Annotated in this window: 15 protein-coding genes; 10 read left to right on the top strand and 5 right to left on the bottom strand. The window is 71.3% G+C overall.

The genetic code is table 11. From position 1 onward, the window contains the following. Nucleotides 1-80: 80 nt before the first annotated feature. On the bottom strand, nt 81-794 hold the full coding sequence (locus ACFYZQ_RS20740) for a hemolysin III family protein (protein ID WP_389149581.1): 714 nt from the start codon (nt 792-794) through the stop codon (nt 81-83). Between the two features lie 348 nt (nt 795-1,142). Here ACFYZQ_RS20740 and ACFYZQ_RS20735 point away from each other — a divergent pair, with 348 nt between their 5' ends. Together ACFYZQ_RS20735 and ACFYZQ_RS20730 are read left to right on the top strand one after the other, a co-directional pair. Beyond that, complete coding sequence (locus ACFYZQ_RS20735) at nt 1,143-2,966, top strand: phosphoenolpyruvate carboxykinase (GTP) (RefSeq protein WP_389149578.1); 1,824 nt, start codon at nt 1,143-1,145, stop codon at nt 2,964-2,966. A 182-nt stretch (nt 2,967-3,148) separates the two neighbouring features. Then, nucleotides 3,149-3,325, top strand: coding sequence for a hypothetical protein (locus ACFYZQ_RS20730; RefSeq protein WP_389149575.1), 177 nt, complete (start codon nt 3,149-3,151; stop codon nt 3,323-3,325). Nucleotides 3,326-3,737: 412 nt separating this feature from the next. Here ACFYZQ_RS20730 and ACFYZQ_RS20725 read toward each other — a convergent pair whose 3' ends face one another. Beyond that, the gene (locus tag ACFYZQ_RS20725; protein WP_389149572.1) at nt 3,738-4,148 is read right to left on the bottom strand and encodes a hypothetical protein; all 411 of its coding nucleotides are present in this window, start codon (nt 4,146-4,148) and stop codon (nt 3,738-3,740) included. A gap of 52 nt (nt 4,149-4,200) precedes the next feature. Next, complete coding sequence (locus ACFYZQ_RS20720; RefSeq protein ID WP_389149569.1) at nt 4,201-5,412, bottom strand: pyridoxal phosphate-dependent aminotransferase; 1,212 nt, start codon at nt 5,410-5,412, stop codon at nt 4,201-4,203. 124 nt (nt 5,413-5,536) lie between these two features. Here ACFYZQ_RS20720 and ACFYZQ_RS20715 point away from each other — a divergent pair, with 124 nt between their 5' ends. Together ACFYZQ_RS20715 and ACFYZQ_RS20710 are read left to right on the top strand one after the other, a co-directional pair. Further along, nucleotides 5,537-6,220, top strand: coding sequence for a hypothetical protein (locus ACFYZQ_RS20715; RefSeq protein ID WP_389149566.1), 684 nt, complete (start codon nt 5,537-5,539; stop codon nt 6,218-6,220). Between the two features lie 154 nt (nt 6,221-6,374). Then, nucleotides 6,375-7,247, top strand: a complete 873-nt coding sequence (locus tag ACFYZQ_RS20710; RefSeq protein WP_389149563.1) for a serine protease — start codon at nt 6,375-6,377, stop codon at nt 7,245-7,247. A 64-nt stretch (nt 7,248-7,311) separates the two neighbouring features. Here ACFYZQ_RS20710 and ACFYZQ_RS20705 read toward each other — a convergent pair whose 3' ends face one another. Beyond that, entirely contained in the window at nt 7,312-8,925 is a 1,614-nt protein-coding gene (locus ACFYZQ_RS20705; protein WP_389149560.1) for an amidohydrolase family protein, read from the bottom strand. A gap of 9 nt (nt 8,926-8,934) precedes the next feature. Beyond that, nucleotides 8,935-10,206, bottom strand: a complete 1,272-nt coding sequence (locus tag ACFYZQ_RS20700) for an amino acid deaminase (RefSeq protein WP_389149557.1) — start codon at nt 10,204-10,206, stop codon at nt 8,935-8,937. 194 nt (nt 10,207-10,400) lie between these two features. On the opposite strand from ACFYZQ_RS20700, the gene ACFYZQ_RS20695 reads away from it, so the two are divergent. From ACFYZQ_RS20695 to ACFYZQ_RS20670, 6 genes are all read left to right on the top strand, one after another. Next, nucleotides 10,401-11,384, top strand: coding sequence for a sugar kinase (locus tag ACFYZQ_RS20695; protein WP_389150387.1), 984 nt, complete (start codon nt 10,401-10,403; stop codon nt 11,382-11,384). Beyond that, a complete protein-coding gene (locus tag ACFYZQ_RS20690; RefSeq protein ID WP_389149554.1) occupies nt 11,381-12,142 on the top strand; it encodes an IclR family transcriptional regulator in 762 nt (253 codons plus the stop codon). Before ACFYZQ_RS20695 ends, ACFYZQ_RS20690 begins: the two co-directional genes overlap by 4 nt. Further along, complete coding sequence (locus ACFYZQ_RS20685; protein WP_389149552.1) at nt 12,139-12,549, top strand: RidA family protein; 411 nt, start codon at nt 12,139-12,141, stop codon at nt 12,547-12,549. Before ACFYZQ_RS20690 ends, ACFYZQ_RS20685 begins: the two co-directional genes overlap by 4 nt. 138 nt (nt 12,550-12,687) lie before the next feature. Next, the gene (locus tag ACFYZQ_RS20680) at nt 12,688-14,163 is read left to right on the top strand and encodes a GntP family permease (protein WP_389149549.1); all 1,476 of its coding nucleotides are present in this window, start codon (nt 12,688-12,690) and stop codon (nt 14,161-14,163) included. 54 nt (nt 14,164-14,217) lie between these two features. After that, complete coding sequence (locus tag ACFYZQ_RS20675; RefSeq protein ID WP_389149546.1) at nt 14,218-14,742, top strand: hypothetical protein; 525 nt, start codon at nt 14,218-14,220, stop codon at nt 14,740-14,742. A 98-nt stretch (nt 14,743-14,840) separates the two neighbouring features. Next, nucleotides 14,841-15,821, top strand: coding sequence for a DUF4129 domain-containing protein (locus ACFYZQ_RS20670; protein ID WP_389149543.1), 981 nt, complete (start codon nt 14,841-14,843; stop codon nt 15,819-15,821). The last annotated feature ends 19 nt before the right edge of the window (nt 15,822-15,840 follow it).

Genomic DNA, 15,840 nt, shown 5'->3' with positions numbered 1-15,840 from the left:
AATAAGGCGGCAGTGTCAAGCACGAGAAATGGCCACGGCTCAAGAGCCGTGGCCACTGTGGAGAGGATGGAGCGGGTGTGTCAGCCGTGCTGGTACGCCACCAGGGAGATGCCCACGTAGTGGACGACGAAGGCGGCGAGGGTGAAGGAGTGGAACACCTCGTGGAAGCCGAACCAGCGCGGTGACGGGTTCGGCCGCTTGATCCCGTAGATCACGCCGCCCGCGCTGTAGAGGAGACCGCCGACGACCACCAGGACCAGGACGGCGACGCCCCCGGTGCGCATGAAGTCGGGCAGGAAGAAGACGGCGGCCCAGCCCATGGCGATGTAGCAGGGGGTGTAGAGCCAGCGCGGGGCGCCGACCCAGAAGACCCGGAAGGCGATGCCCGCGGCGGCCGCCGCCCAGATGCCCCACAGCAGCCACCGCCCCTTGGATCCGGGCAGAAGGAGCATGGTCAGCGGGGTGTAGGTGCCCGCGATGATCAGGAAGATGTTGGCGTGGTCGAGTCTGCGCAGGACGCGGTCCATGCGCGGGCTCCAGTTGCCCCGGTGGTACAGGGCGCTGACACCGAACAGCAGACAGGCGGTCAGGGCGTAGATGCTGCAGGCGATCCGGCCGCGGGGGGAGTCGGCGAGGGCGGTGAGCACCAGGCCCGCGATGAGTACGGCCGGAAACATGCCGAGGTGCAGCCAGCCCCGGAGCTTGGGCTTGACCGGATGCGGCAGGGAGAGCGCCACGGGACCGCGGCCGGCGGCCGGTGGTTCCATGGGCGCATCGGAGGCGGACGCAGTCATGTCCGGCATCGTACCTACGGAACCGTAAGTCGCCGATGGGTGCGGCCCGCTGACCGGCGCGGAGTGTTCATCGTCTCATGGGAGACCCGGTGCCGTGGCGCAAAAAGTCTCCCAGGTGAACCCAACGTGCGCGCAAAGGATCCCGGAGTTATCCCGGAGGTATCCCGGATGGGCGCGGTTAACCGTGGCCTTCCTCACGTCGCTCACATGTGAGGCCCTCTGGACAGATGCGCAGTACCATCGGATGATCAAATGAGTGCGGTCGACACCGGATGAGCGGCTACGAAGCATCCGGGTCGCAGCCCCCACGGGGCCAAAGATCAAAAAATCCCTCACTTAGGAGCAATCGTGGCGCGCGACATCGCGGCTCCCCCCGTCATCCCCACCAACCACCAGGAACTGATCTCGTGGGTGAACGAGATCGCCGAACTGACGCAGCCGGACAACGTGGTCTGGTGTGACGGATCCGAGGCCGAGTACGAGCGACTGTGCGAGGAGCTCGTCGCGAAGGGCACCTTCACGAAACTCGACCCGATCAAGCGCCCCCACTCCTACTACGCCGCCTCGGACCCGACCGACGTCGCCCGGGTCGAGGACCGGACCTTCATCTGCTCCGAGAAGGAGGAGGACGCGGGTCCCACCAACCACTGGAAGGCGCCCGCGGAGATGCGGGAGGTCTTCCAGGGTGAGAACGGCCTGTTCCGCGGCTCGATGCGGGGGCGCACGATGTACGTCGTGCCCTTCTGCATGGGCCCGCTGGGCTCGCCGCTCTCCGCGCTCGGCGTGGAGATCACGGACTCGGCGTACGTGGCGGTGTCGATGCGCACGATGACGCGCATGGGCAAGCAGGTGCTGGACGAGCTCGGTGACGAGGGCTTCTTCGTCAAGGCCGTGCACACCCTCGGCGCCCCGCTGGAGCCCGGCCAGGAGGACGTGCCCTGGCCCTGCAACCCGACCAAGTACATCTCGCACTTCCCCGAGAGCCGCGAGATCTGGTCCTACGGCTCCGGGTACGGCGGCAACGCACTGCTCGGCAAGAAGTGCTACGCCCTGCGCATCGCCTCCGTCATGGCCCGCGACGAGGGCTGGCTGGCCGAGCACATGCTGATCCTCAAGCTCACCCCGCCGCAGGGCGAGTCGAAGTACGTCGCCGCGGCCTTCCCCTCCGCCTGCGGCAAGACCAACCTCGCCATGCTGGAGCCGACGATCTCCGGCTGGACGGTGGAGACGATCGGCGACGACATCGCCTGGATGCGCTTCGGCGAGGACGGCCGCCTCTACGCGATCAACCCCGAGGCCGGCTTCTTCGGCGTCGCGCCCGGCACCGGTGAGCACACCAACGCCAACGCGATGAAGACCCTGTGGGGCAACGCGGTCTTCACCAACGTCGCGCTCACCGACGACGGCGACGTGTGGTGGGAGGGCATGACCGAGGAGCCGCCCGCCCATCTGACCGACTGGAAGGGCAACGACTGGACCCCGGCGTCCGACACCCCGACCGCCCACCCCAACGCCCGCTTCACCGTCCCGGCCTCCCAGTGCCCGATCATCGCGCCGGAGTGGGAGGACCCCAGGGGTGTGCCGATCTCCGCGATCCTCTTCGGCGGGCGCCGTGCCAGCGCGGTGCCGCTGGTGACGGAGTCCTTCGACTGGAACCACGGCGTCTTCCTCGGCGCCAACGTGGCCTCCGAGAAGACCGCGGCGGCCGAGGGCAAGGTCGGCGAGCTGCGCCGCGACCCCTTCGCGATGCTGCCGTTCTGCGGTTACAACATGGGCGACTACATGGCCCACTGGGTGGACGTGGCCAAGGGCAAGGACCAGTCCAAGCTGCCGAAGATCTACTACGTCAACTGGTTCCGCAAGAACGACGAGGGCAAGTTCGTCTGGCCCGGCTTCGGCGAGAACAGCCGCGTCCTGAAGTGGATCGTGGAGCGCCTGGAGGGCAGGGCGCAGGGCGTCGAGACCCCGATCGGCGTGCTGCCGACCCGGGAGGCCCTCGACACGCGCGGCCTCGACCTCGCCGACTCCGACCTCGACTTCCTGCTCACGGTCGACAAGGAGGCCTGGCGCGAGGAGGCGGGTCTGATCCCCGACCACCTGAACACCTTCGGCGGCCACACCCCGAAGGAGCTGTGGGACCAGTACCACGCCCTGGTGTCCCGCCTGGGCTGACCCACCCGAACTCCGCGGCCGGCCCGACTCAGCCCTGACCTGCGACGTCGTCCCGCCGGCCGCGGTGGCGCACCGAAGCCGGGCCCGCACGAAAGCGTGCGGGCCCGGCTTCGCGCCGTGGTGCAGCCAGGGCCTGCCCGGGTACTCGGTGGGTCCATCCCGTGACGAAAGGGTGATGAGCCATGGCAGGCGGTGGTGACTTCTACGACCGGGACCGTCCGGAGAACCCACAGCTGGCGGAGGACCGCCCGCGCGGCGGAGGCCCGGAGGACCGGCCCCGCAGCGGCGGGAGGCTGCTGGTCCCGATGCTCATCGTCGCGGCGGCGCTGATCGTGATCCTGTTCCTCATCTTCATCTGACGGCTGCGCACCTGCCTGGTCGGCGGGCCGCTCTGCCGCGGTGTCCAGGCCGCTGGGGGAGTCGGCCGGAGACCGTTCAACCTCCGGCTGCTCGCCAGGATCCTTGTCGGCGGCAACCCCGATCCGCCACAACGGCGCTCGACCACAACGGCGTCGACCGGCGGTCTGGCCGTCGGTGGTGAGCGCCAGCACGTCGCTCGGCCCGCGACAGGGGCCGCGCCGCGCTTGCGCGCCGGCGCGACAGGGAACGCCGCGCCTGCGCGTACGGCTCGGCCTGCGGCAGGCGACCCCGCGCGCATCCACACACCGCCGACCGAAAAACCTGGCCAGGGCCGACGCAGTGCTGTGGCTCCCGGTCCGCGCGTCGCTGCGGGTGCACGCGAACCGGGGCCGATGAGGGGACCCCGAGGGGTCAGTGGGCGGCGCTGACCGGTTCCTGGGCCGCCGCGTGGGCGTCCATCCGCTCCGCCGCGAGGATCGCCGCCGCCGTGTCCGCCCGGGAGGCCGCGACGACCAGGGCGCGGCCCGCGAGGGCGTGGGCCCGCTGGTGGAGCGTCGGCGCCCCGTCGGCCGTGGCCGTGGACGCGCGGAGCGGAGCCCGGCCGCCCCGCAGTCGCGACACCTGCGCGGCGAGCTGTTCGGCGGCCGTGTCCAGGTCGGTGGAGGGAGCCAGCGCGCGCAGTTCGTCCGTGACGGCGAGGAGTGCCGCGAGATGTCCCGCGAGCTGGATGTCCAGCTCCTCCTCGCGCGACCGGTGGGGGAAGTTCGAGGTGGTGCCGGCCATCGTGCGGTGGACCGACTTGCTGCGGATCGGTTCGTACATGGGAGATGGCCTCCTGTGCTCTGACAGGAAGCCATCCTAGCTTAGATTTCGTCTAAAGTTGGCTGTAACCGTCGAGGAAGGTGCCGATCCGCGTCACCGCGTCCCGCAGATCGCCCACCGACGGCAGGGTGACCACCCGGAAGTGGTCCGGTTCGGGCCAGTTGAAGCCGGTGCCCTGGACCACCATGATCTTCTCCTGGCGCAGCAGGTCCAGGACCATCCGCCGGTCGTCCTTGATCTTGAAGACCTGCGGGTCCAGGCGCGGGAAGAGGTACAGCGCCCCCTTCGGCCGTACACAGCTCACGCCCGGGATCTGGGTGAGCAGGTCGTACGCGACGTCCACCTGTTCCTTCAGCCGTCCGCCCGGCAGCACCAGGTCGTTGATCGTCTGGCGTCCGCTGAGCGCGGCCACGACACCGTGCTGCCCCGGCATGTTCGCGCACAGGCGCATGTTGGCCAGGATCGTCAGGCCCTCGATGTAGGAGTCGGCGTGCGCGCGGGGGCCGGAGATCGACATCCAGCCCACCCGGTAGCCGGCCACCCGGTAGGCCTTCGACATGCCGTTGAAGGTGAGGGTCATCAGGTCCGGGGCGATCGCCGCGGTCGGCGTGTGCGTCGCGCCGTCGTACAGGATCTTGTCGTAGATCTCGTCCGAGCAGACCAGCAGGTTGTGGCGGCGGGCGATGTCGGTCAGTCCGCGCAGCACCGTCTCGTCGTACACCGCGCCCGTCGGGTTGTTCGGGTTGATGATGACGATCGCCTTGGTGCGGTCGGTGACCTTGCGCTCCACGTCGGTGAGGTCGGGCATCCAGTCGGACTGCTCGTCGCAGCGGTAGTGGACCGCCGTACCGCCGGACAGGGAGACGGCCGCCGTCCACAGGGGGTAGTCGGGCGCCGGGACGAGGACCTCGTCGCCGTCGTCGAGCAGTCCCTGCATCGCCATCACGATCAGCTCGGAGACGCCGTTGCCGATGAAGACGTGCTCGACGTCCGTCTCGATGCCGATGGTCTGGTTGTGCATGACGACCGCGCGGCGGGCGGCCAGCAGTCCCTTGGCGTCGCCGTAGCCGTGGGCGGTGGAGACGTTGCGGAGGACGTCCTCGAGGATCTCGGGCGGGCACTCGAAGCCGAAGGCGGCGGGATTGCCGGTGTTCAGCTTCAGGATGCGGTGCCCTGCCGCCTCCAGCCGCATCGCCTCCTCGAGGACCGGGCCCCGGATCTCGTAACAGACATTGGCGAGCTTGGTCGACTGGATCACCTGCATGTCAGGAGCTTACGGCCCGGTAACGCCTGCCGGGTCGTGTTTTCCGACACGTGAGACGGGCGTTTTGCTCCGTTATCGCCGGTAGCTGTCCCAGGAGCCCCACCCGTACCTAGAATCGCAGCCCATGTCGAGCCCCACCCCGCCGCAGCCGGACGGCGAGTTCCTCCCGCCGCCGAACGTGTATCACCCGTCGGCCCCGGTGGCTCCGGCGTACGAGGAGTACGCCGATCCCGCGGCGGCCCACGGCTGGCAGAACGCCTACGACGAGACACGCGAGCTGCCGGCGGCCGTCGGTGAGGTTCACCGCGGCGCGGGAGGGGCCGTACGGCACCGCGCCGCCGGGCGCGGCTCCCGGAGGCGGGCGGGCGGGCGGCATGGCCGCCGTGCGGCGGTCGCCGTCGGAGCGGTGGGCGTCGCGTCGCTCGCCGCCGTGATCGCGGGACTCTCGGTCCCGGGGTCGTCGGACGCGCCGCAGGGACGGCACGGGCGTACGGCGTCGACGGCGGGGGGCGAGGCGTCGGTGCCCGAGCGGTCGGCGTCCCCGTCCGAGTCCGCGAGTGCCGCGACGCCGGGCACGCTCAAGGCCGTCGAGTCGGCCGCCGTCGGTGCGGCGGGCACGGCGTCCGCCGGCGGAAACGCGGACGGCACGACGCGGTCCGCGACCCCCGTCGCCACATCCGCCGCGCCTGCCGGCACCACGCCGGCCGTCTCGGCCACCGCGACGCCGACCGCCGCCGAGACGACGGCCGTGTCCGGCCCCGGCAACTCCAGGGGGCACGGCAGGGGGAGCACCAAGGGTCCCAAGTAGTCGCGTTTCGTGGTGGGTTGACCCTCGCGCGGCGAGCGGTGCATTGTCTGCGGCTTATTGCCGTCACCCCTCGATGAACATAACAATGCTCATGACAAGACGGCAGGCGGCCGGAAGATTTCCGGTCGCTCACGTCTGCAGAGGGGACCCCCACATGAACAAGCCTCTCCTTGCCGCGCTCGCGACCCTGGTGATCACCGGGGCGGGCATGGCACCGGCGGCAGCCGCCACGGCGGCCGAGGGCGCCACCGCGACCAAGACCACCGCGGCCAAGAGCGCGGCGCCCGCGATCAAGGCCGTCAACTTCGCCGGCACGGTGTCGCTCAGCAACTGCTCCGGCTCGGTCGTCCGCTTCCCGAAGTCCGCGGACAGCGACCCGGCGCTGGTGATGACGAACGGCCACTGCCTGGAGACCGGCTTCCCGGACCCCGGCGAGGTGATCGTCGGCCGGTCGTCCAGCCGCACCTTCGGTCTGCTCAACTCCTCGGCCACCCGGGTCGGGACGCTGCGCGCCAGCAAGGTCGTGTACTCGACGATGACCGACACCGACGTCACGCTCTACCAGCTCACCACCACGTACGCGCAGATCAAGAGCTCGTACGGGATCAGCGCGCTGACGCTCCAGGACACCCACCCGATGGCCGGCACCGCCATCACCGTCGTCTCCGGCTACTGGAAGAAGACGTACGCCTGCAACGTCGACGGCTTCGTCTACCGCCTGAAGGAGGGCGACTGGACCTGGAAGGACTCGGTCCGCTACACCTCCGCCTGCCAGACCATCGGCGGCACCTCGGGCTCCCCGGTCATCGACAACGCCACCGGCAAGGTCGTCGCCGTCAACAACACCGGCAACGAGGACGGCGAGCGCTGCACCGAGAACAACCCCTGCGAGGTCGACGCGAACGGCAACGTGACCGTCCGCAAGGGCATCAACTACGCCGAGGAGACCTACAACATCCCGGCGTGCTTCACCACCGGCAACAAGCTGGACCTCACCCTCAGCGGCTGCACCCTGCCCAAGCCGTGACAGGGCCATGATGGGCCGGTCATGACGGGCCGACCATGACGGACCGGGCATGACGGGCGGGCGGTCAGCACGGAGGAGTCCGGCGGACCGCCCGGCCCGCCAGCACGTCCGTCCGCCGGCCGTCCTCGGTCACGAACCGCCCGTCGACCAGGACGTACGGGATGCCGAGGGGCAGCGTGCGCGGCTGCTCGAAAGTCGCCCCCGCCGCGACCGTCGCCGGGTCGAACAGGACCAGGTCGGCGCGGTACCCCTCACGGACGAGCCCCCGGTCCGGCAGACGCAGCCGGGCCGCGGGCCGCGCGGTGAGATGGTGCACGCACTCCTCCAGCGACAGCACGCCCAACTCACGTACGTAGTGCCCGAGATAGTGCGGGAAGGTGCCGTACGCCCGCGGATGCGGCTTGGCGCCCTGCAGGATGCCGTCCGAGCCGCCGGTGTGCGTGCGGTGCCGCATGATCGCCCGGACGTTCTCCTCGTGCCCGACGTGCTGCAGGATCGTCGAGCCCAGCCGGTCCTCGACCAGCAGCCGCCGGGCCGTGGCCCAGGGCTCCTCGCCGCGCAGCCCCGCGGACTCCAGCACCGTACGGCCGACGTGGTCGGCGAGGGCCGGGTCGCTCACGCCGGAGATCTCGATGGTGTCCCACTCGACGGTCACGCCGTGGCAGCCGTCCGAGCCGGTGACCTCCAGATCGTGCCGGATCCGCTCGGCCGTCGCCCCGTCCGCGAGCCGCGCGAGCACCGCCTCCGGGCCGCCCGAGCTCGCCCAGCTCGGCAGCAGCGCGGCGAGGGTCGTGCAGCCGGGCGTGTAGGGGTAGGTGTCGAGGCTGATGTCGGCCCCGGCGGCGAGCGCGTCGTCCAGGAGGGCCAGCAGGTCGGCCGCGCGGCCCTTGTTCACGCCGAAGTTCATGGTGGCGTGGGCCAGGTGCAGCGGGCAGCCCGCCTTCCGGGTCAGCTCCACCATCTCCGCGTACGCCTGGAGCGCGCCCGCCCCGTACGAGCGGTGGTGCGGGCAGTAGTAGCCGCCGTACGACCCCACCACCCGGCACAGCTCGGTCAGTTCGGCGTCGTCGGCGTACATGCCGGGTGTGTAGGTGAGCCCGGACGACATGCCGACCGCGCCCTGCTCCATCCCCTCGGCGACCAGCTCCCGCATCCGGACGATCTCCTCCGGCGTCGCCGGACGGTCCTCCCAGCCGACGACCAGCGCCCGGACGGTGCCCTGGGGGATCAGATAGGCGGCGTTGACGGCGATGCCCCGGTCCAGGCGGTCCAGGTACTCGCCCACCGACCGCCAGTCGAAGTCGATGTCGTCGCCGTACCCGTTCCAGCCGGTGATGGCCCGGCGCACCCCGTCGAGCGTGCGGTCGTCGACCGGCGCGTAGGACAGCCCGTCCTGGCCGATGACCTCCAGCGTCACTCCCTGCGCGGCCTTCGCGCTGTGGTCGGGGTCGCGCAGCAGGGCGAGGTCGCTGTGCGCGTGCATGTCGATGAAACCGGGGGAGAGGACCAGGCCCTCCGCGTCCAGCTCCCGCATCGCGCGCGGGCGCTGGCAGCCCGCGGCGGCGGCCTCCTTGACGATGGCGGTGATCCTGCCGCCGTCGACGACCACGTCCGCGCGGTACGACGGCTGACCGCTGCCGTCGACGACGTCGGCGTCCCGGATGACGAGGTCTTCCACGCGGGCCTCCTAGAAGAACGTGCGGATGTAGTCGACGACCGTGCCGTCCGCCTCGGCCACCGGGATCAGCGGCCACTTGTCGAAGGACGTGCACGGGTGGGACAGCCCCATACCCACCCAGTCTCCGACCTCCAGGTCCGCCTCGGCGGTGGTGCCGAGCCAGGCGTGCTGGTCGGACAGCGCGGTGACCGTGACACCCGTGGCGGGCCGTTCGGCACCGTCCCGGCGGACCACCTGGGCGAACGGCAGGTCGAGGTCGTAGGCCGCGTCCCGCTTGCCCGCGTTCACGAACGCCTGCTCCTGCGAGGGGCGGGACACCACCTGCGCCCACAGCCGGAACGCGGGCTCCAGGGCGCCCTCCTCTGGCACCCGGTTGAACGGGGTCAGCTTGCGGTAGTGGCCGTCGTCGTGCGAGACGTACGCACCGGAGCGCAGCAACTTCAGCACCGGCAGGGAAAGTGCGGGGATGCCGGCGAAGACGTCGGCGACCGCGTCGAACCAGGCGCTGCCGCCCGCGCTCACCACGATCTCGTCGAGGCCGGCCGCCGCGAACCGCCCCGCCTTGTCGAAGTCGACGGCGAGCGCCACCAGCCGCCCCAGCCAGGCCGCCACCCGCTCCGGATCGGCCCGGGGCACCTCGCCCTCGTAACCGGCCACCCCGACCAGCCGCAGCGTGGGTACGGCGGCCACCGCGTCCGCGACCGCCGCGCACTCCGCCTCCGTACGCGCCCCGGTGCGGGCTCCCTCCCCGGCGGCCAGCTCGACCACCACGTCCACCGGACGGACGGCCCCCTTCAGTGCCGCGTCCATCAACTCCACCCCGCGCACCGAGTCGACATAGCAGACGAACCGGAAGGACGGGTCGGCGGCCAGCTCGGCGGAGACCCACCTGAGGGCCGCCGCGTCCACCAGCTCGTTGGCGAGGAACACCCGCTCGATCCCGAACGCCCGCGCCACCCGCACCTGGTGCGGCACCGCGAGCGTGATCCCCCACGCCCCGTGCTCGATCTGCCGCTGGAACAGTTGGGGCGCCATCGAGGTCTTGCCGTGCGGCGCGAACACCAGGCCGTGGCGGGCCGCGTACGCCTCCATCAGCTCCAGGTTGTGCTCCAGGCGTTCGGCGGACAGGGCGAGGACCGGGGTCGCGAAGCCGTCGGTGAAGAGGTTGCGGCGCTGGGCGGCCAGCTCGCCGACGGTGAGGCCGTCGGCGTCCGGCGGGAGGCCCTTGAAGCGGTGGTCGACGCGCTCCTCGGCCAGTCGGGCGAGCGCTTCGATGCTCATAAGGCCTCCTGAAATGCGGTGTTGCATCGTGTGCAACAGTCGTTGCGTATGTCGCTCACCGCTGTCTAACATCTCGGCCACGCCGGGTCAACGGCGTCCGCCCCCACCCGGACCGAGGAGCTACGACGATCGTGACCACCACCGGATCCCGCAAGGCCCCCGACGTCGTGGACGTCGTCGCGCTCGGCGAGTCCATGGTCACCTTCCTGCCCACCCGGCCCGGCCGCCTCGCCGACGTACCGTCCTTCGACCGCGCGATCGGCGGCGCCGAGTCCAACGTCGCCTGCGTGCTGGCGTCCGCCGGCCACTCCGCACGGTGGGTCAGCCGGATCGGCGCGGACGGCTTCGGCGACCACCTCGTCGAGACGATCGGCGGATACGGCGTCGACGTCACCACCGTCCGCCGCGACGAGGCCCGGCCCACCGGCGTCTACTTCCGCACCGCCGGGGACCGCGGCACCGACGCCCACGAGGTGGCGTACTACCGGGCGGGATCGGCGGCCTCCGCCATGTCGGCGGACACGGTGGACCTGACGGCGGCGCGCGCCGGACGCGTACTCCACCTGACCGGGATCACCCCCGCACTCTCCCCCGAGTGCCTGGCCCTGACCCGCGAGCTGACCGCCCCCCACCCCGGCCGCCCGCTCGTCTCCTTCGACGTCAACCACCGGCCCGGACTGTGGCGCGGCGCGGACGGACCCGGCGTCCTGCTGGGACTGGCCCGGGCCGCGGACATCGTCTTCGTCGGAGAGGACGAGGCCGAGGAGCTGTGGGGCATCGGGGGAGGCCCTGCCGCCCTCCGCGACGCGCTCCCGGAACCCGAGGTCCTCGTCGTCAAGCAGGGCGCGCACGGGGCGACGGCCCTGCACCCGGGCGGTGCCGCCTTCGTCCCGGCCCTCAGCGTCGACGTCGTGGCCACCACCGGCGCCGGGGACGCCTTCGCCGCCGGTTTCCTCTCCGCCACCCTGCGCGGACTCCCCGTCCCCACCCGGCTCCGGCACGGCCACCTGACGGCCGCCGCCGCCCTCACCGTCCCCGGCGACCTCGCCACCCCCTGCTCCCGCGACCACGCCGACCGGCTGGCCGCCCTCGACGAGGAGGCGTGGGGGACACTTCGACTCGGCCCCGGCTGGACACACGCCGACCACTGGGCCGACGAGGAGGTACGCACACCATGAGCCAGACCGTCGACCGCGCGCTGAGCATCCTGCCGCTGCTCGCCGAGGGCCCCGCCGACCTCGGCCAGGTCGCCGGCCGTCTCGGCGTGCACAAGTCCACGGCCCTGCGGCTGCTGCGCACCCTCCACGAGCACGGCCTCGTCTACCGCCAGTCCGACCAGCGCTACCGCCTCGGCGCCCGCCTCTTCGCCCTCGCCCAGGAGGCCATGGAGAACCTCGACATCCGCGAGATCGCCCACCCCCATCTCATCCGGCTGAACGAGAGCTGCGGGCACACCGTCCACCTCGCCGTGTACGAGGAGGGCGAGGTCCTCTACATCGACAAGGTGGACAGCCGCTACCCGGTGCGCATGTACTCGCGGATCGGCAAGCCGGTCGCCATCACCGTCGCGGCCGTCGCGAAACTCCTCCTCGCCGACCTCCCGGAACCCGAGCGCCGCGCCCTCGCCGACAAGCTCGACTACCCCATGTACACGGCCCGTTCGACCCCCAACGTCACCGCTTTCCTGCGGGAGTTGGAGAAGACACGCGAACAGGGCTGGGCCACCGACCTCGGTGGCCACGAGGAGTCCATCAACTGCGTCGCCGCGCCGATCCGGGGCGCCGACGGCCGCGTGGTCGCCGCGATGTCGGTCTCCGCCCCCAACGTCGTCGTCACCGCCGACGAACTCCTCACCCTGCTCCCGCTGGTGCGCCGTACGGCGGACGCCATCAGCGGCGAGTACTCAGGCAGGACCCCGATCAAGGAAGCCACATGACCGACAAGATCGCGCTCACCCCCAAGACCCACACCACCCCGCCCGCGAAGTTCTCCCACGGCGTCAGGAAGGGCAACATCCTCCAGGTCGCCGGCCAGGTCGGCTTCCTCCCGGCCGAGGAGGGCAAGCCGCCGACGCCCGCCGGACCCACCCTGCGCGAGCAGACCCTCCAGACCCTCGCCAACGTCAAGGCGATCCTCGAAGAGGGCGGCGCCGGCTGGGACGACGTGATGATGATCCGCGTCTACCTCACGGACACCGCCCACTTCGCCGAGATGAACGAGATCTACAACACCTACTTCGAGGAGCAGGGCCTCACCCAGCCGCCCGCCGCGCGCACCACGGTCTACGTCGGCCTTCCCGCCGGGCTCCTCATCGAGATCGACGCGCTCGCCGTACTCGGCTGACACCGGCCGCACTCGGCCGACCTCCGCCGACTCCCGCACCCCGTACGTCTCCACGGTACGGCGCCCCACCACCCCCACGGGCGCCGCGCCGCGATCCCCCCTGCCCGAAAGCTTCATGAACTTAACCAGAGGACCCCCATGTCCCACCCGCTCGCCGCGGCCACCCCCACAGCCCCGCCCCACACCGGAGGGCTGCTCCTCCTCGTCGACGGCACCACCGGCCTGCTCCTGGTCGCCGCCCTCGGAATAGCCCTCCTGCTCTACCTGATCATCAAGGTGAGACTGCAGCCGTTCGTCGCCCTGCTCGCCGTCTCCATAGCCGTCGGCCTGCTCTCCGGCCTGTCGGTCACCGAACTCTTCGGCACCGTCCAGCGCTCGGACGCCGTCTCCACCATCGAGTCCGGAATGGGCGGCATCCTCGGCCACGTCGCCATCATCATCGGCCTCGGCACCATGCTCGGCGCGATCCTCGAAGTCAGCGGCGGCGCCGAGGTACTGGCCTCCCGGCTCCTCAACCTCTTCGGCGAACGGCGAGCCCCCCTCGCCATGGGCCTGACCGGCCTGATCTTCGGCATCCCCGTCTTCTTCGACGTGGGCATCTTCGTCCTGGCACCGATCGTGTACGCGGCGGCCAAGCGAGGCGGGAAGTCGATCCTCCTCTACTGCCTGCCCCTCCTCGCCGGCCTCTCCATGACGCACGCCTTCCTGCCTCCGCACCCCGGCCCGGTGGCCGCCGCGGGACTGCTGCACGTCCAGCTCGGCTGGATCATCCTCATGGGCGTCGTCTGCGGCATCCCCGCCGTGCTCGCCGCCTGGGCCTTCTCCGCCTGGATCGGCAAGCGCCTCTTCGTCGCCGTACCGCAGGACATGGTCGAGGCGGCCGACGAGGCCAAGCGCGCGGTGGTCGAGGAGCAGCGCCGCGCCGGCGTCGAACCGCGGGAGGACCCCGTACCCCTCGGCACCGTCCTCGGCATCATCGGCACCCCGCTGATCCTCATCCTCGCCGCCACCTTCTCCTCCGTCGCCCTCGACCCCTCGACCGGTCGCTCGGTCCTCGAGTTCTTCGGCCACCCCTTCGTCGCCCTCACCATCGCCCTGCTGCTCGCCTACTACCTCCTCGGCATCCGGCGCGGCTGGTCCCGCAAGTCGCTGGAGGCGGTGTCGACCGCCTCGCTGAAGCCGGTCGGCAACATCCTGCTGGTGGTCGGCGCGGGCGGTGTCTTCGGCGCGGTCCTCAAGGCGAGCGGCGTCGCCCAGGCACTGTCGGACACCTTCCACGACGTCGGCCTGCCCGTGCTGGTCCTCTCCTACCTGATCTCCGTCGTCCTGCGGGTCGCCCAGGGCTCGGCCACGGTCGCGATCGTGACGACGGCGGGCATCGTGGCACCCCTGCTCTCCGAGGGCGACCACTCCCAGCCCTTCGTCGCCCTGGTCATCATGGCCATCTCCGCGGGCTCCATCGTCGCCTCCCACGTCAACGACGGCGGCTTCTGGATGGTCGCCAAGTACTTCGGCATCAGCGAGCGGGACACGCTGAAGACGTGGACCGTGCTGGAGACGGTGCTGTCGGTGGTGGGGTTCGCGGTGGCGGGGGTGTTGAGCGTGTTCGTGTAGCCGCGTGAGCCACCCGACTGGTTCCGGCACAGCAAAGTCGTCCATACTTCCGCCGTGGAGCAGCGCATAGGTTCGAGCAGCCAGCCCCTGGAGGGCGCCGGATTCGACCCGGCCTTCATCCCCGGGCTCAACTCGCCCGCGGCGGCGGAGTCCGAGGACGCCAAGCCCGACAAGGAGGACGCCAAACCCGAGAGGGCGGGGGCGGCCACGGAGGCGTCGTCCGACGAGCCGGCCACCGCCGCGCAGGTCGAGGACCACGAAGAGGAGGCGGACGAGGCGGCCGAGGCGGACGAGGCCCCGGAGGGCCCCGTCTTCGAGGCCTCCGACCGCCGCGCCAGAATCGTGGCCGACCGCAGGGGCGTCCGCCTGAGCCTGGACGAGGAGGCGTGCGAGTTCCGTTGGGACGAGATCGGCGCCGTCGAGACGGAGTCCCCCCGCTTTGGCAAGCGGTACACCGTCACGGTGCACACCCCTGACCGCCGCTGGTACCCGATCGAGATCGAGGCCTCGTCCAGGAGCCGCTTCCAGGAGTGGGACGAGCAGCTGGACGCGGTGCTGGACGCCTACTTCGAGGAGTAGCCGCCGCACGGGCAGGCCCTGGCTCCGCTGACCGGACAGGTCGGTGATACGCCGTCGGCCGGTGTGCGATGCTGCCGATCACAAGGGGGGGGTGTGGCGTGGGGCGGGAGCCTACGGCGGGCGGGCGACGGCCGCACAGCGCGATCGGCGCCGCACAGGCCGCGCCGGCCGTGCTGGTGGTGGGCGGATTGGCCCTGGGAGCACTGCTGCTGCGACCCGACACGGGCCTGTTGGCCAAGGGCCGCGGGCCACTCGGCGGCAACGCCGTTCTCGTGGTGGGCCTCGCCCTGCTGTCACTCCTGGGCGGCTTGGCGCTGCGCGAGAAGTACCGGGAGCAGGTCGGCGCCACCCGGGAACTCGACCCGGTGGAACAGCGGGTGGTCGACGGCGTGAACCGTGTCCTGCTGACCGCCTCGCTGGTCGTTCCGCTGCTGGTCCTGGTCCTGCACCGGTTCGGATCGTCCGGCGGCAGCCACCAGGCCGGCCGGGAGGGCGGCCGCGAACCGTTACCGCTCCCCAGCCCGCGACAGGACCCGGCACCCGCCCCGCCACCCGCACAGCACACCGGCCACAGCATGCACTTAGGGCTGACGCGCGTTCTGCTCGGCCTCGGCATCGCCCTGCTCGTCGTGGTCGTCGCGACCGCCGCGCTGCACCTGTGGCGGCATCTGACCCGGCCGCCGATCCTCAACTCCCCGGCGACGTACGCGACGCTCGACGACGAGCAGGAACGCCTGGCCCACGCCGTGGACTCCGGGCGCCGCGCCCTGCTGGACGGAACCGACGCCCGCGCAGCCGTCATCGCCTGCTATGCCGCCATGGAGAAGTCACTCGCCGACTCCGGCGTGATCCGGCGCGTCTCGGACAGCCCGCAGGATCTGCTGGAGCGGGCCGTCGCCGGTGGCCTGCCCACGGGGACGGCCGCCGGCACGCTCACCGCCCTGTTCCGCGAGGCCCGTTACTCCACGCACGCGATGGACGGCGGCCACCGCGACCGGGCCGCGGCCGCGCTCGCGGAGATCGCCGACGGCCTGCGCTCGCGGACGTCCGGCCCCGAAGCCGTGACGGGTACCCCGTGAAGGCGCCTGCCCCAGTCCG

The organism is Streptomyces sp. NPDC001843, from assembly GCF_042891955.1.
GTDB lineage: Bacteria > Actinomycetota > Actinomycetes > Streptomycetales > Streptomycetaceae > Streptomyces.
The sequence above is the reverse complement of the archived record's forward strand: the minus strand, read 5'-3'. Positions and strand labels throughout refer to the sequence as shown.

What these genes read in the sequence shown, in the direction of transcription:
- ACFYZQ_RS20695 (WP_389150387.1), top strand. Translation starts at nt 10,401, where the DNA reads ATGGTCACCTTCCTGCCCACCCGGCCCGGCCGCCTCGCCGACGTACCG.
- ACFYZQ_RS20740 (WP_389149581.1), bottom strand. Translation starts at nt 794, where the DNA reads ATGACTGCGTCCGCCTCCGATGCGCCCATGGAACCACCGGCCGCCGGC.
- ACFYZQ_RS20680 (WP_389149549.1), top strand. Translation starts at nt 12,688, where the DNA reads ATGTCCCACCCGCTCGCCGCGGCCACCCCCACAGCCCCGCCCCACACC.
- ACFYZQ_RS20700 (WP_389149557.1), bottom strand. Translation starts at nt 10,206, where the DNA reads ATGAGCATCGAAGCGCTCGCCCGACTGGCCGAGGAGCGCGTCGACCAC.
- ACFYZQ_RS20720 (WP_389149569.1), bottom strand. Translation starts at nt 5,412, where the DNA reads ATGCAGGTGATCCAGTCGACCAAGCTCGCCAATGTCTGTTACGAGATC.
- ACFYZQ_RS20730 (WP_389149575.1), top strand. Translation starts at nt 3,149, where the DNA reads ATGGCAGGCGGTGGTGACTTCTACGACCGGGACCGTCCGGAGAACCCA.
- ACFYZQ_RS20710 (WP_389149563.1), top strand. Translation starts at nt 6,375, where the DNA reads ATGAACAAGCCTCTCCTTGCCGCGCTCGCGACCCTGGTGATCACCGGG.
- ACFYZQ_RS20725 (WP_389149572.1), bottom strand. Translation starts at nt 4,148, where the DNA reads ATGTACGAACCGATCCGCAGCAAGTCGGTCCACCGCACGATGGCCGGC.
- ACFYZQ_RS20685 (WP_389149552.1), top strand. Translation starts at nt 12,139, where the DNA reads ATGACCGACAAGATCGCGCTCACCCCCAAGACCCACACCACCCCGCCC.
- ACFYZQ_RS20690 (WP_389149554.1), top strand. Translation starts at nt 11,381, where the DNA reads ATGAGCCAGACCGTCGACCGCGCGCTGAGCATCCTGCCGCTGCTCGCC.
- ACFYZQ_RS20715 (WP_389149566.1), top strand. Translation starts at nt 5,537, where the DNA reads ATGTCGAGCCCCACCCCGCCGCAGCCGGACGGCGAGTTCCTCCCGCCG.